The organism is Paraburkholderia sp. SIMBA_054 (assembly GCF_046534875.1).
Lineage (GTDB): Bacteria > Pseudomonadota > Gammaproteobacteria > Burkholderiales > Burkholderiaceae > Paraburkholderia > Paraburkholderia hospita.
The window spans coordinates 1-13,052 of record NZ_JAWRXV010000057.1 but is presented as its reverse complement, the minus strand read 5'-3'; the positions used below and the strand labels follow the sequence as shown (position 1 = coordinate 13,052).

Here is a 13,052-nt window from a genome sequence, read left to right as displayed (position 1 = left end):
TCAGCCGTGCCTTATTCCGCCGACGTCTGCGACGCGTGCCGATGACGGTGCGCGCCAGAGGCACCCATCGCACCGGACGCGCCCGAAGCCGCATGGGCCGCCGATGCGCCTGAAGCCCCCGACGCGCCGCGCGGACGATCGGCGGGAATGGTGATCTTCGCGCCTTCCTTCAGCCGGTCCGAGCCGTCGATCACGACGCGCTCGCCGACCTGCAGGCCCGACGCGATGCTGGTGCGCTCGCCGTCGACGGGGCCGACCTTCACCTGACGCACCGTTACCGTGTTGTCGGGTTTCGCGACATACACGAACGCGCCCATCGAGCCGTTCAGTACCGCCGAAGTCGGCACGATCACGGCATCCTTCACGACGTTCACGAGCAGGCGCGTGTTGACGAACTGGTTCGGGAACAGCAGGCCTTCGTTGTTCTGGAAGGTCGCGCGCAGCTTCACGGTGCCCGTGGTGGTGTCGATCTGGTTGTCGATGGTTTCCAGATAGCCGGCTTCGAGCGAGGTCGTGTTGCTGCGGTCGTACGCCGTCACCGACATCTTCTTGTTCGCGCGCATGCCTTTGAGAATGGCGGGCAGGTTGTCTTCGGAGGTCGTGAAGATGACGCTGATCGGCTGCAACTGCGTAATCACGACGACGCCGTTCGTGTCGCCCGGTGTCACGTAGTTGCCGGCGTCGACCTGGCGCAGGCCGACGCGGCCCGAGACGGGCGCCGTGATGCGCGCGTAGGTGAGATCGAGCTTGAAGGTGTCGATGTTCGCCTGGTCCGCCTTCACCTGGCCTTCGTACTGCTTGACCAGCGACGCCTGCGTGTCCACCTGCTGGCTCGCGATCGAGTCTTGCGACAGCAGCGTCTGATAGCGCTTCAGGTCGAGACGGGCGGTTTGCAGAAGTGCCGTGTCCTTGGCGAGCGTGCCTTCGGCATTCGCGAGACTGATCTGATACGGACGCGGATCGACCTGCGCGAGCAGATCGCCTTTGTTGACCATCTGACCTTCCTGGAATGCGACCGTCTGCAGCGTGCCTGTCAACTGCGTGCGCACGGTGACGTTCGCAAGCGGCGTGACGGTGCCGAGCGCATTCAGCACGACGGGCATTTCGCCTTGCTTGACGGTCGCCACGTGAACGGGTTGCGGCTGGTTCGCGCCGCCTGCGCCGCCGCGGCGGCCGCCGCCGCTGGCACGTCCCGCCTGTGCGCCGCTGGCGCCCGCTGCTGCGCTCGCGCCGTCAGTGGTCTTGTTCCACGGATGCCAGCGCACCAGCACGATGCCCGCGATCACCACGACGGCGACGATCAGAGCGATCGTGCGCCCGCGATGCCGCTTGACCGCGCCAGGTCCAGGACCGGGATCGCGCCCGGGAGGCGGGCTGGCAGGGGCGGCGTTGCGTGAAGGTTCAGACTGCTTTTTTTGTTCGTCCATCGTTCGATCAGGTGGCTGGCTTAATAGGGCAAACGTGCTGGGGCAAACGTGCTGGTGTACGTGCTGGTGTACGTGCAATACGCGCGGCCGAGTTTCGCCGGGCGCCGCTTCGTGTTGATCGCGCGTGCCTGCGCGATGCTAATTGATGCGTGATTCATTGCGATGACCGTGACGTGACGGCGGCCGCTCGCGGCCAGACACGTTATCGGCATGACTGACGGCTCCTCCCTGTTGGCCGTGCTGGTGTCCGCCGCTGCGTCCGTTGCCGGGCGCGTTCCCGCCCGCGTTGCCGATGCGCATGCGCTGGCGGGGCGCGAGGAAGACTCTGGCAGCTTCCCCGGGCGCGCGGGAAAGCATGATGCTACGTCCCGGGCCGAGTTACAGTCCAGCGGCGTATTTTTCGGCGGATTACGACCGTTACACAGATTTCGCGCGGTCGAAAGGCGTGCGTCAGCGGGATGTCGGGTTTTTCATCGGCTTGCCGCTGCGGCGCGCGACTGTGGCTCACCGTGCTCAGGCGTCGAGCCGGCGCCCCGGTGTGCCGCCGATCTCGTGGACGATCCGGTCGATCGTCGCGAGCAGCGCCGGCGCCGCGCGCGAAACGAGCCAGTCGCGCGGGCACTGATGCGCGGACCCGCCGCAGTTGACCGCGTAACGTTCGCCCGAAGGCCCGATGAAGCCGGCTGCAATCGCGTTGAGCCCTTCGTGCCATTCACCCGTCGCGATGGCGAAGCCTTGCGCGGTCGTTTCACGCAGCGCCGCGTCGAGCCGGGCGCTGATGTTTCCCCAGTCGTCGCCTGCCGCGGCCTGCAAGCCGATCAGCAGCTTTTCGCGGTCGGTGTCAGTGAGCGCCGCCAGATACGCGCGTCCGACGGCGGTGCGGCTCAGGTCCATCCGCGAGCCGACGTCGAGGCGCGACACCAGCACGGCGGAGCGCGGCTTGATCGCATCGATGACGACCATTTCGAGCCGGTCGCGCACGGCAAGGTGCACGGACAGCGAGGTCCGCTCGGCCAGCTCGATCAGAAACGGCCGCGAGCGGGCGCGGATGTCGAAGTTGCGCAGAAAGCCGTTGCTCAACTCCAGCACCGACGACGTGAGCACGAAACGCTCGCTGTCGGGCAGACGGAACAGAAAGCCGGCGCTCACGAGAGTCGCGGTGATCCGGGAGACGGTCGGTTTTGGAATGCCCGTCAGTTCGGTCAGCTCGCGGTTGGACAGTGGGGCGTCGGCGGCCGCGACCCGCCGGAGTACCGTCAGGCCGCGTGCGAGCGCGGTGACCTCGTCGCCGGAACCGTCTTTTTCTTTCGCGGAATCCATGACGGCCGGGCGCGTCGATGACTGGTTCATGTTGGTTTTTATGAAACGTTATTTCAATATTGTGGAACACGCTCCGGGATACCGATTCCTTCGAAGCGCTCCAGGCCTTCTCTCAGCAAGGCCTAAGTCCCTTTTTCCTACGACGATTCATTGTATAGGAATGTAACTTTTGAGCAGTCCGCACCGATTAAATTTTGCTTGACTTAGTCAGCATTACCATAAAAAATGGAACTATATTTCGAAAGCGAGCGGTAATCGCGCGCGTGTCATAAGCAGATGCAGCCGCTGCGGCGCCGCTTTCCAGGTAGTTTTTCAGTACCGTCTCTCAGGTTCTAGCACGGCCCTCGGAATGGCTAGAACTTTTTGAAGGCGCCATGGAAACATGGCGCCTTTTTTTTGTGCTATGGGGTGACAACAAAGTCTGCGGCTTTCGTATTTTCGCTGCTGCGTCGCAGCAGTTCGGAGTCGTGTGCCATCACCCCTCGAACTCGATGGGCGGGCCGTCAGTCCGTGCGGACATTCCCGTTCAGAAGTTACTTGATTCGCCCTATGGCGGGTTTTCTTGCTGGCCGAAAAAATTGGTGTGAACGCGTTGAACCTCAAGGAGACCGTACAGGGTTACAACGCCGAGGCAACTCTTGGCCGGGACCCGCGCTCTTCGGCAAGGGCGGTAAAGCATATAACCGTTACCAGGGCGATGCTCTCCACTCGCCAAATCCGTGCGTCGCACCTATCGAGCGCGGGCCATTCTATGCGCTGAAAATTCGGGTCGGCGACGTCGGGACATTCGCCGGTCTGAAGGCTGATGCGTCCTGCCGTGTTCTCGACTCGAACGGTTCACCGATTCGGGGACTGTTCGCAGTCGTTCAGGCGAGACCGGATGACTCATTGTTTCGAGCCGGGGCCGCGTGCACTGACGTTAGGATTGCGGGCTCTCGTGCAGCTCTACCCGGTGCAACGGGCAATCCGGTTGGCGGGCGACCTGCTCGAGGACCCGAGTCATGGGGCATTCGTTGCGGTTTGGACGGACTTTGGTCCCACAGTCATTCAATATCAAGGCGCAGAGACGTATCTCGATGTCGGACTACATATCGGCACTGTGATGTCCATGGTCCACAGCGGTGCAGGGCGATTCTTCGCGGCATTCCTGCCGCAACAGAAATTGGAGCATATGCTCGGTCGTGAAGTCGCAAAAAGTCAGGGACCTGCGGTAGCCAATGTAGATGATGACCTTAATCGCCTCGCAGCAGATATACGGCACACCCTTCTGTCACGAACTCAAGGTGTACCCATCCCCGGCGTCGACAGCTTAAGCGCACCCGTCTTCGACCACGCGGGCCAGATAGTCCTTTCAATAACGCTCTTCGGTCCATCGGACAAGCTTGATGCTTCGGCACAGGGTACATTGGCGAAAGAATTACTTCGCGTGTCCGACAAGCTTTCCGTGCGCAAACCAGAGAAGGCTTCCTCAGTTAGGCGCGGAGGAAAGCGCCATTGGCAGAGGGAAGCACGAAGAGTTAGGGCGCAGACGGAGGCACTCGCTACTCCCTACCGAAATGTGCGAAGGACAGGCGGATCGAGGCGACAACGAAACAAGAGAGTTGATAGCAACCAGGAAGAGTGATGGCGCACGGGTTCGCTCTCGTCATCAAATAAACTGAAACTGCCACGATTCTTTTCTGCAATCTCTCGCAGCTACTTCCTGCTAGGGACTTAGGTACAACACTGCGCTCCACATCGTTTCAGCAATGCGATTGTCATGTCGACGCTCGTCGACATGACTTGGTCTTCACCCACGTTTTGCTTGACCTTCACACACGGAAAATGGGTATCCGCATCTGCCAAATTCGAGTGCACGACCACTCATTGAGGCGGCCCCTATTTCGGCATCAGCACCTTGTCGACTACCATGATGACGCCGTTGCTCTGGACGACGTCATAGGTCGAAATCTCGGCGGTGTGCCCGAAGGCATCTGCAACGACAATGTTGTGAGGTCCGTTTTCCGAAAACGTGAGCATCTCTCCGTTGATGGTCTTCAGCTCTGTCTTCCCACCGCCTGCCCTGATAGCCGTGTCCAGCTTCCAGAAGTCGTATCGGCCAGGGACGACGTGGTAGGTCAGGATGCTGGTCAGCGCAGCCTTGTTTTCCGGCTTCACGAGCGTCTCTACAGTGCCCGGAGGCAATGCTGCAAACGCTTCATTGGTCGGGGCAAAGACGGTAAACGGGCCAGCGCTTTTCAAGGTATCGACGAGCCCAGCCGCTTTGACTGCAGCAACGAGCGTAGTGTGGTCCGCTGAGTTGACAGCGTTGTCTACGATGTCCTTGCTGGGATACATCGCCTGTCCGCCCACCATGACAGGTTCACCTGCTGCAAATGCGTTCGACGTTGCCATCGTCAGTGCCACAACCGCAAAGAATATTGCGCGCTTCATGCTGGTCTCCTGAAACAGGCAACGCTCGATTGCGCTGCCATGACCGTATATACGGGAGGCACCGGCGCCTGGATTCAAATCAGCCTGGACGATGAAAGCAATGCCACGTTGGCGTGGCGAAGAAGGAGTGGAGCGCTCGTTGCCCGTGCTTCTTTTTGCACGCATACCCGGGTGCAGCGCGGCTGCGCTTTGGCAGCGCCGTGGACTAGCCGGTCCAATGCCCACCCTATACGTTCCGGGCCTCTGGTTTGGGCGGCACGATAGATTTGAGGGACTTGCTCGACGACTCTGCAGTAGGGGCCAGGTATCGTCACGATTAGCGTCGGAGTCACTGCGACGCAGGCCGGGCAAGACAGCGACCCTGCATTGCTCATCGGAGCCGCCGACCGCGCACTGTATGCTGCCAAACGGCAAGGCAGGAATTGCATATGCGTCGTGGACGTCGATGACCAGGAGCCGACAGAGTCTGAATTGCGCGTCGAACGAGGCGAATCGTCGTTCTTTCGACTCTTGATTCTCGCCAATACGCCACCTATCGTGGAAAGTGCCAAAACGGCACGAGACATAAGGAGTACATCATGCCATCGCCCAGAAAGGCCTCGCCTGCTCACGGGGCTGAAGCCGAAATGTCGAGCAAGAAGAAGGTAGCCTCGCCGGCGAAGGCCGCCGGAAAGGCGCAGGGCGAGAAAAGCCCCCAAATGACCAAACAGCGCCCCAAGAACAAGTCGAAAGCCTGAAACGGAAACGCCCCAGAAACGGGGCGTTTCCATTAGCTGGCGAAGCCTGTCGTCTCGACGTGCAACATAGAATGCACATGCTGCAACCAGCAGCACAAGGAAGCGTTGCCGGACCCGCATCACGTTCAATGGATGACGTCCTCGGTGCTTGTGCGTTCCATCGGGCAGCACATTGAAACCGGGCGGCGGCGAGCAAGACATCTTCTCCCGGAAAGGACGTGAATCCACGATGCCGGGCTCGACTAATCGACGTGCGGTGCATATTCCTGAAAGCGAACGAGTCTTCGTCGGCTTAAGCGTCGAGGGTCACCTCACATTCAAGACCTCCAATCGGTCGCCTCCAAAGTCGGTTGAGATGTTCAGCGAGGTTGGTGGGTGAGGCAACGATACCGTCGTACCCAGTTGGAAGATTAAACGTTAGCGCGGGCCGCGTTGCCTGCCCACGCTGTCGTTTTCATTTGTCGTCTGACGTAGGCCGCGTAACTGCGCACAGTCTTATCGGTCGACGGCCTGCGTGACCGCAAGCGGAGAACCGTGCGAATCCTGCGCGAGAAGGTCTGCCACCACGCGCAGCACCTCCGGATGATGGACCATGCCAAAGTGGCTCACATCCTCGACCTCGATGTTGCGGTGACTCGGCGACTCCGCCGACACACATCCCTCCCACGCAACAATGCCGTCAGTTTTCGAATAGACGGAAGCGCATGGAACAGACGGGGCTGCATCGAGGTGCGGCGTCGAGTCGAGATTCATTGGAGCGATGCCGCTGCTCAGCACGTTCAGCAGCCACCCCGCATGCGTAGCGTCCGAGTTATCGTCAACAGGTGTCGCCAGCGTGATGACCTGACGCACCAGTTCCGGATATTTCGCGGCCAACTGACGGGCATAGATACCACCAAAGCTCCAGCCGACCAGCGAGACCGAACGTCGATGCAACGAATGTATCTGCTTCAGATGGTCGCCCAGGAGTTCGAGCTGCAGGTCATTGTCACCATTCGGCCCGAAATTGACGCCCTGTTCCCAGTCATAGACTTCGTAGCCCAGCCGCTGCAGGCGCTGGCGCAAGTCCGACGTGGCGGCCCCGCTGACACCCAAGCCTGGAAATACAAGTACCGGGTGGCCGTCGCCAAGTGGCAGCGGGAAGGTCAGTGGGGCCTGACCAGCGACATAGTCAACTGCTGCGCGAAACGGTTCCAGAGCCAGAAGCGTTGCCGAGGGCGGCTTGAGTTCAATGCTTGTCATTGCATCTCCATAGGAGCACGTATGTGCGGGTAATCCCCAGTATGAGACCTTATTGATGCAATGCAACATGATTATGAAAATATCACATTCATTCATCTCAACTGTGGAGGAGAAACGGAAAGGCCGAGCGCCGGACGGGGCAGGACCAAAGCCCATAGATACTTGAAATTTGCATTGACTTCGCAGCGCTCGCGGTTATGATGAGTCTGCATTGTTGCATCGCAGCATATTCATCGGCCGACGTGCGGCCCCACTTTTCTTTTGGAATCGACCATGACCTCTCTCGTCCCTGAACAAACTATCGGTGCAACCAAAGCAGGCTTCGACACAGCCTTCGGCCTTACCAGCAAGGCTTTGCTGGGCTTCGAAAAACTCATCGAGCTCAACGCGCAGACGGTCAAGGCAACGCTAGCCGAAGCGCAAGAGCTCGCTGCCCAGTCCCTTTCCAGAAAGGAGCCGCAGGCCGTTTTCGCAGTTCAGACAAGCCAGCTGCAGACCGCCGTTCAAAAAGCGCAGGCCTACTGGACGCACGTGAACGAAATCGTGTCGAGCACCCAGGCTGAATTCGAGGCGACGGCCAAAACGGTCTTTAAACAGCCTGCATTTGACACGAAGGCGTGGTTCGACAACCTGTCGAAAAATGCACTGCCGGGTGTGCCGGGCGGTGACGCGATTGCGGCTATGTGGAAGGCCAGTTTCGGTGCGGCGGGCCAGACGGCTAGCGCAGCGTATGCGGCTGCCACGAAAGCGACCAAAAAGGCCGTTGAAACCGCTGCCAGCGAAGCGTAGTACTCGCTCGCGCCCGCCGCCTTAACATTCCGTGTTTCGGAAACGCGGGCGCCGGCGCGGCGGTGGACGCTCCATGGTTGGTCGAAAGACGGCGAGTCCCGGTTCGAAGACCAGAACATCCAGTTCGGTCGGATTTGCGCGACGGCTTTCGAGCGCGAAGGGCAACTCGTTCTCCACGGATTCGCTTCGAACCTGACAAGTTCGAGCGTCGATGGCCGGCCGTTGCCATCTGACGCGAAGTGTCGTTCAAGGGCGCTCGATGCGGCTTGTACGTAGCGAGCGGCGCTTACGATGCGCTCCAACGCGCGGGTTTCATCGGGCCTCGTCTTTCCTGTCGACATGGGGTTCGCCAGTGTTGCCTGGCATGCCGTTGACGCGTGTTCTGTCTGTGGTGATAGGGACGATGTTGTTGTTCTTCCGGCAATTCGGCGCCGTACGCGGGAAGTGATGGAATCAGCCCGGCGACAACAATCTCATGGCGGACCCAGCGACGTCCACCAGGGGCTAGCCGCGAGCGTAACGCGCGATGGTCCGCGGCGTTACAGGGGTGTGGACGTCAGAGCCGACCCCTCACGAGCAATGCTGCCGGCAGTTCCCCTCGGCCTGTCGGCAGCCGGCGGAAACACGTACCAGCCGCCGTCATCGTGCCTGAAGAAGAACAACGCGCGCACTCCGCGTGAGGACGACGTCTCAACGTACACACACCGTCGCCCGCCCAACTGGGTGCGACTGAATCTGGTTACATGACCCGATATCGCCGGAGCCGGTGCGAGCCATTTCTCGACCTGGCAACGCAGCGAGTGCCCGTTCACGCTTTTCATGTTCCGCTCCAGCAGGTACAAAGCCGACCGGCGTTGAAATGAGCGCGGGTCGCGAGGCGGACGGTTCTCGCCTCTTGCATCCTTAACGTCGCCGATGGCCGGGATGTTGACCACGGGTTTGTGAGTTCTGAAACCGAAAATTTCGCGTTGAGCTGGCGACAGGCGGTCGCCGCGGAGGAAGGCGGCCGACGGAGCCACGTGCGTCTTACATCGGGCCAGGACAGAAATAGTCCCGGCGAAGCGGACAGCACACCTCTGCGACCCGGTTCGCCGTGCTGGCGCGTTGTCCTCGCTTTACGTCACCGTGCCTTGACGCCCGGGCCGGCGGGCGGGACACTCAACGTGAGTCGTTGTGCGGCCGACGTCTCGCGCGGCGCTGAGTAACGCAGGCCTCCGAGACACTCTGACGGGGCACGTCGAACGCCGACTGGAACATAGGCCGCGGAAGGAGAAACCCCGTGGCGTTTGCACTGTCGTTTTCACAACTGTTTTCAGACTCGGTTGGCGAAAGTCACTTTGCGTCGGTAAACATCGAACTGGTCACCCGCAACTTCGCACCCCCCGCTGAATCCTTTGACGTGTCGGATTTCGCGGCAGCGACCCGCTACGGTTTTGTGCACGTGCCCAGCGGATGGGTCGGAGACCTTCATCCTTCGCCCACGTGCCTGTGGGTATTTTTTCTCAGCGGGGAGATTGAGTTCGAGGCCAGTGACGGTGAGCGACGTCGCGTCGCGGCAGGAGGCGCGATACTGCTTGGGGATACCACGGGCAAGGGACATCAGAGTCGTGTCATCGGCGACGTGCCGGCGCTTCTCGCCATGGTTCAAGTTTGACGTCGTGGTTTCCTTGGCCGGGGCGCAAGCTTATGCCGTCGAGGTTAAGTCATGCTCGAGAAGATGTCAGTCCGAACTCCGCATACGCCCTGTATCCCATGGTCGGGTCGAACTGTCCTGAACCGGGCGAGAGCTGCTTCGGGCACGCGCGCGAAGCGGCACATAAAGCTCAAAACGCCGTTTGGTTGTCGGCAGAGAGGATTGCGCATAGGCTGAACTTGGCACGGTGATGGACCTATGTTGAAACGTTCAGGTGCTCCAGACAACATTCACTCTGTTTGGGGCTCCAACCTGTCCGCGGGCGAAAAAAAGCGCGGATGCTAAGTCGCAGCTTTCCGCGCTAACTGGTACTGCAAGGAGCCGTTTATCGAACGAGGAACCCGTACGTCAGGGGGTCACGCTCATCAACAATCCATTGTGCGAAGCCGCAGATATACGCATTGCCTTCGACTTCCGGAATCACCGCCTTGAAATCACCAACGTTCGTTTCGCTGAGCACACGTCCCTTGAAAACAGTCCCGATGATGGACTCATTTACCAGGGTTTCGTCCTTGCCGAGTTCGCCGCGCAGGTACAGTTGAGCGACACGGCCGCCTGTTCCCGAGCCGGTTGGAGAGCGGTCCACTTCCCGGTCAGCAAACACGCAGCAATTCGCTTGCGTCGAACCGTCGTGCCGCGGCTTGTTGGCAATGATGGTGCCGTAGATGTGATTGATTTCCGGGATGTCCGGATGTTCAACCCGGAAGGCCTTGTTTGCGGCCTGCTTCACCTCAGCGCCGAAGCGGACCAGGTCTTCGACCGAAGACTCGCGAACTTCCAGGTCGTGAGGCGCGCCGTCGGTGTAGAAGTAGAATGCACCGCCGAAAGCGATGTCGCCCTTGACCGTACCGAATGACGGTGTCTCGACAGTGACATCACGCTTCCAGATGAACGACGGGACGTTCACGAAGCGAACATTACCGGCATGTTCGCCGTCCCACTGCACGAATGCTTCGATAAAGCCGCAGGGTGCATCGATACCGATTCGCGTTTCAGGAATCTGGCGCTGGACCCAACCCAGCTCGACTGCCGCGGTGGACAGCGCGATAACGCCATGTCCGCAGTGGTCGCTGTATCCTTCGTTGTGGAGGAAAATGATTCCGAAGTCAGCAGTCGGGCTAATCGGTTCAGTCAGATAGCCGCCATACATGTCGGCGTGGCCACGCGGCTCGAACATCAATGCTTTACGAATGTCGTCTGCGTTCTCTTTCAGCCATGCGCGACGCTTCACGATGGAGTCGCCCGGCAGACGAGGAAGTCCGCTGGTGACGATGCGGAACGCCTCTCCGCCGGTATGGACTTCGACAGTAGAAATGGTGCGAGTGAGTTTCATGTGTCATTCGTTGCTACGCTATCAACTTCACTGACCGTAGGGCACCGGCAGGCCGTTCTTGATGACATACACGGTGGTCGGTGCGCCCTTCAGGTCGCCGTCCGCATCGAAGGAGTACGTTCCTGCCACGCCTTTGTAGTCGGTCTTGGACAGTTGGGCAGTGATTTTCGCTTTATCGGTCGTGGTGCCAGCCTTGACCATCGCATCGGCCAGCAGCTTGACGCCGTCGTAGTAGCTAACCGCGTACACCTGCGTATCGATGTTGTAGGCAGCCTTGTATTTCTGCAGGAATTCGCGGCCGGCCGGCGTTTTATCCAACGAGACGCCACCTTGAGCGCAGTAGACAATGGATGCCGCCTCACCAGCAACCTTGCCCATATCGGCCGAGCAGATACCGTCGCCACCGAGCAGCTTGGCGCGCAAGCCACGACCCTTCATTTGCTTTGCCATCGGCGCGCCTTGCGAGGCGTAGCCACCGAAGAAAATAACGTCAGGGTTTTTGGACTTGATGCTGGTGAGAATGCCGAGGAAGTCAGTGGCCGACGAGTTGGTGAACTGCTGGTCGATGATTTGGATTCCGTTGGCTTTGGCTTCCTTCACGAACTGCTCAGCAACTCCTTGCCCGTACGCCGTTCGGTCATCGATAACTGCAGCGGTCTTCGCCTTCAGCGTCTTGGCTGCGAACTGGCCCATTGTGCCACCCAGTTGTTCATCACTTGCGCCAATACGGAAGATGTTCTTGAAGCCTTGCTTGGTCAGCGCAGGATTCGAGGCAACGGGCAGCATCGGGACTCCTGCCGTGTTGTACACCTTTGAAGCCGGGATAGCGACACCCGAGTTGTATGGACCCATCACTGCGACCACGCCGCTGTCGACCATTTTTTGCGCGACCTGAACACCAACTTTCGGGTCAGCCTGGTCGTCTTCTGAGTCCAGTTTGAAGGTCACCTTTTGACCGCCGACACTGACGCCAGCCTTGTTCAACTCGTCGATTGCAAGACGTGCTCCGTTCTCATTGTCCTTCCCGTTTGGTGCCTGCGGTCCCGTAAGCGGAGCCGAGTGACCGATGGTGACGACGGTTTGTGCGTTCGCTGAAGCGACGAAGCCGGCGGCTGTTAGAACAGCCATTGTTATGGTCAGACGCATTATGTCTCCAAAGTTTTAGACTGGTGAGCGACCAGACTAATTCAGCCATGGTTTCCGGGCAACCTATCGAAAGTAGGAAAAACCCGTGATTTGATGGTTTTGAAGAGGATGCGGGATTGAATGCCTGGAGACCTACGATGCCACGACATCCAACAGCGTCGAGTTTGCGAGTCGTCAATTTGTCAGCGAACAATTGCGTCTCCGGCGTTCCCTTTCGTGGCCCGGACAGCGACGTGACCAGTTCCACCATCTGCGCCCGGAATTCCGCTGGGTACGGTGTACGAGTCTTGCCCATTTCGGCACCTCCTTCTCAAAGAGGATAGCAACTGTCTTGGAGGTCAAGCATTTTTGAGGTCCGTCCCATGAAACGATGCGTCCCACGGCCTGCCGGCTTTGACCATCGCGTTCAGAATGGTCAGCAGTTTGCGCATGCAGGCGACGAGCGCGACCTTCTTTGGCTTTCCGGCTTCGACGAGGCGGCGATAAAACAGCCTGATCGCCGGATTGTGACGGGTCGCCACCAGGGCAGCCATGTAAAGGACACGTCGCACGCCGCCTCGGCCCCCAAAGATCGTTCGTTTGCCGCGCATCGTGCCTGAATCGCGATTGACTGGCGCGACGCCAATTAGCGCACTGATTTCCCGTCGCGTCAGTTTGCCCAGCTCAGGGACTTCGGCAATCAAAACCGAAATCGTTGCATCGCCCACTCCCTTAACGGTACGAAGCAACGCTGACAGGTCCGCAAAGTGCGAGTGGATATGCCCGCCCATATCGCTATCGATACGGGCAAGTTCATCCTTCAGCGCCTGGATTATGGTTTCGATGCTTTTGCGGGTTTGAGCATGCGCGGGCGCCAGCCGGTTGCCCTCGGAGACGAGCATCGTGATCAACTGCCGACGCCGCGCAACGAGCGCCGCCAGCGCTTGCTGTTC

Annotated in this window: 15 protein-coding genes; 6 read left to right on the top strand and 9 right to left on the bottom strand. The window is 59.7% G+C overall.

Annotation, left to right across the window (positions count from 1 at the left end; all coding sequences use genetic code 11):
- Nucleotides 1–11: 11 nt before the first annotated feature.
- The 3 genes from SB822_RS42650 to SB822_RS42640 form a co-directional block, all read right to left on the bottom strand.
- Complete coding sequence (locus tag SB822_RS42650) at nucleotides 12–1,427, bottom strand: MdtA/MuxA family multidrug efflux RND transporter periplasmic adaptor subunit (protein ID WP_090838499.1); 1,416 nt, start codon at nucleotides 1,425–1,427, stop codon at nucleotides 12–14.
- A gap of 20 nt (nucleotides 1,428–1,447) precedes the next feature.
- Nucleotides 1,448–1,639, bottom strand: a complete 192-nt coding sequence (locus SB822_RS42645) for a hypothetical protein (RefSeq protein WP_090838501.1) — start codon at nucleotides 1,637–1,639, stop codon at nucleotides 1,448–1,450.
- A 301-nt stretch (nucleotides 1,640–1,940) separates the two neighbouring features.
- A complete protein-coding gene (locus SB822_RS42640; RefSeq protein ID WP_007588400.1) occupies nucleotides 1,941–2,777 on the bottom strand; it encodes an IclR family transcriptional regulator in 837 nt (278 codons plus the stop codon).
- A 519-nt stretch (nucleotides 2,778–3,296) separates the two neighbouring features.
- Here SB822_RS42640 and SB822_RS42635 point away from each other — a divergent pair.
- Both SB822_RS42635 and SB822_RS42630 read left to right on the top strand, forming a co-directional pair.
- A complete protein-coding gene (locus SB822_RS42635; RefSeq protein ID WP_244144685.1) occupies nucleotides 3,297–3,932 on the top strand; it encodes an FAD-binding protein in 636 nt (211 codons plus the stop codon).
- Nucleotides 3,838–4,371 carry an IclR family transcriptional regulator C-terminal domain-containing protein gene (locus tag SB822_RS42630; protein WP_409373095.1) on the top strand — a complete coding sequence of 178 codons (534 nt, stop codon included), beginning with the start codon at nucleotides 3,838–3,840 and terminating at the stop codon, nucleotides 4,369–4,371. The genes SB822_RS42635 and SB822_RS42630 overlap by 95 nt, the downstream gene beginning before the upstream one ends.
- A gap of 254 nt (nucleotides 4,372–4,625) precedes the next feature.
- On the opposite strand, the gene SB822_RS42625 is transcribed toward SB822_RS42630, so the two are convergent.
- Entirely contained in the window at nucleotides 4,626–5,180 is a 555-nt protein-coding gene (locus SB822_RS42625) for a fasciclin domain-containing protein (protein WP_090838503.1), read from the bottom strand.
- A gap of 306 nt (nucleotides 5,181–5,486) precedes the next feature.
- Here SB822_RS42625 and SB822_RS42620 point away from each other — a divergent pair, with 306 nt between their 5' ends.
- Both SB822_RS42620 and SB822_RS42615 read left to right on the top strand, forming a co-directional pair.
- A complete protein-coding gene (locus SB822_RS42620) occupies nucleotides 5,487–5,828 on the top strand; it encodes a diguanylate cyclase domain-containing protein (protein WP_090838505.1) in 342 nt (113 codons plus the stop codon).
- Nucleotides 5,759–5,917 carry a hypothetical protein gene (locus SB822_RS42615; RefSeq protein ID WP_007745052.1) on the top strand — a complete coding sequence of 53 codons (159 nt, stop codon included), beginning with the start codon at nucleotides 5,759–5,761 and terminating at the stop codon, nucleotides 5,915–5,917. The genes SB822_RS42620 and SB822_RS42615 overlap by 70 nt, the downstream gene beginning before the upstream one ends.
- Nucleotides 5,918–6,412: 495 nt before the next feature.
- On the opposite strand, the gene SB822_RS42610 is transcribed toward SB822_RS42615, so the two are convergent.
- On the bottom strand, nucleotides 6,413–7,159 hold the full coding sequence (locus SB822_RS42610; RefSeq protein WP_090838506.1) for an esterase/lipase family protein: 747 nt from the start codon (nucleotides 7,157–7,159) through the stop codon (nucleotides 6,413–6,415).
- Nucleotides 7,160–7,432: 273 nt separating this feature from the next.
- Between SB822_RS42610 and SB822_RS42605 the strand changes: the two genes are divergently transcribed.
- Nucleotides 7,433–7,948: a phasin family protein gene (locus tag SB822_RS42605; protein ID WP_079499415.1), complete on the top strand. Its 516-nt coding sequence runs from the start codon at nucleotides 7,433–7,435 to the stop codon at nucleotides 7,946–7,948.
- Between the two features lie 539 nt (nucleotides 7,949–8,487).
- On the opposite strand, the gene SB822_RS42600 is transcribed toward SB822_RS42605, so the two are convergent.
- Entirely contained in the window at nucleotides 8,488–8,769 is a 282-nt protein-coding gene (locus tag SB822_RS42600; protein ID WP_079500140.1) for a hypothetical protein, read from the bottom strand.
- A gap of 458 nt (nucleotides 8,770–9,227) precedes the next feature.
- Here SB822_RS42600 and SB822_RS42595 point away from each other — a divergent pair, with 458 nt between their 5' ends.
- Nucleotides 9,228–9,602, top strand: coding sequence for a hypothetical protein (locus SB822_RS42595; RefSeq protein ID WP_007588410.1), 375 nt, complete (start codon nucleotides 9,228–9,230; stop codon nucleotides 9,600–9,602).
- A 364-nt stretch (nucleotides 9,603–9,966) separates the two neighbouring features.
- Here SB822_RS42595 and lhpH read toward each other — a convergent pair whose 3' ends face one another.
- The 3 genes from lhpH to SB822_RS42580 form a co-directional block, all read right to left on the bottom strand.
- A complete protein-coding gene (gene lhpH, locus SB822_RS42590) occupies nucleotides 9,967–10,974 on the bottom strand; it encodes a trans-3-hydroxy-L-proline dehydratase (RefSeq protein WP_007734433.1) in 1,008 nt (335 codons plus the stop codon).
- A gap of 27 nt (nucleotides 10,975–11,001) precedes the next feature.
- The gene (locus SB822_RS42585) at nucleotides 11,002–12,120 is read right to left on the bottom strand and encodes a branched-chain amino acid ABC transporter substrate-binding protein (RefSeq protein WP_090838508.1); all 1,119 of its coding nucleotides are present in this window, start codon (nucleotides 12,118–12,120) and stop codon (nucleotides 11,002–11,004) included.
- A 338-nt stretch (nucleotides 12,121–12,458) separates the two neighbouring features.
- A partial coding sequence (locus tag SB822_RS42580) for an IS110 family transposase (protein ID WP_410857507.1) occupies nucleotides 12,459–13,052 on the bottom strand: 594 nt, incomplete at its 5' end.

Coding starts and splice junctions, on each gene's coding strand:
- SB822_RS42650 (WP_090838499.1), bottom strand. CDS start 1,427: ATGGACGAACAAAAAAAGCAGTCTGAACCTTCACGCAACGCCGCCCCT.
- SB822_RS42645 (WP_090838501.1), bottom strand. CDS start 1,639: ATGCCGATAACGTGTCTGGCCGCGAGCGGCCGCCGTCACGTCACGGTC.
- SB822_RS42640 (WP_007588400.1), bottom strand. CDS start 2,777: ATGAACCAGTCATCGACGCGCCCGGCCGTCATGGATTCCGCGAAAGAA.
- SB822_RS42635 (WP_244144685.1), top strand. CDS start 3,297: ATGGCGGGTTTTCTTGCTGGCCGAAAAAATTGGTGTGAACGCGTTGAA.
- SB822_RS42625 (WP_090838503.1), bottom strand. CDS start 5,180: ATGAAGCGCGCAATATTCTTTGCGGTTGTGGCACTGACGATGGCAACG.
- SB822_RS42615 (WP_007745052.1), top strand. CDS start 5,759: ATGCCATCGCCCAGAAAGGCCTCGCCTGCTCACGGGGCTGAAGCCGAA.
- SB822_RS42610 (WP_090838506.1), bottom strand. CDS start 7,159: ATGACAAGCATTGAACTCAAGCCGCCCTCGGCAACGCTTCTGGCTCTG.
- SB822_RS42605 (WP_079499415.1), top strand. CDS start 7,433: ATGACCTCTCTCGTCCCTGAACAAACTATCGGTGCAACCAAAGCAGGC.
- SB822_RS42600 (WP_079500140.1), bottom strand. CDS start 8,769: ATGAAAAGCGTGAACGGGCACTCGCTGCGTTGCCAGGTCGAGAAATGG.
- lhpH (WP_007734433.1), bottom strand. CDS start 10,974: ATGAAACTCACTCGCACCATTTCTACTGTCGAAGTCCATACCGGCGGA.
- SB822_RS42585 (WP_090838508.1), bottom strand. CDS start 12,120: ATGCGTCTGACCATAACAATGGCTGTTCTAACAGCCGCCGGCTTCGTC.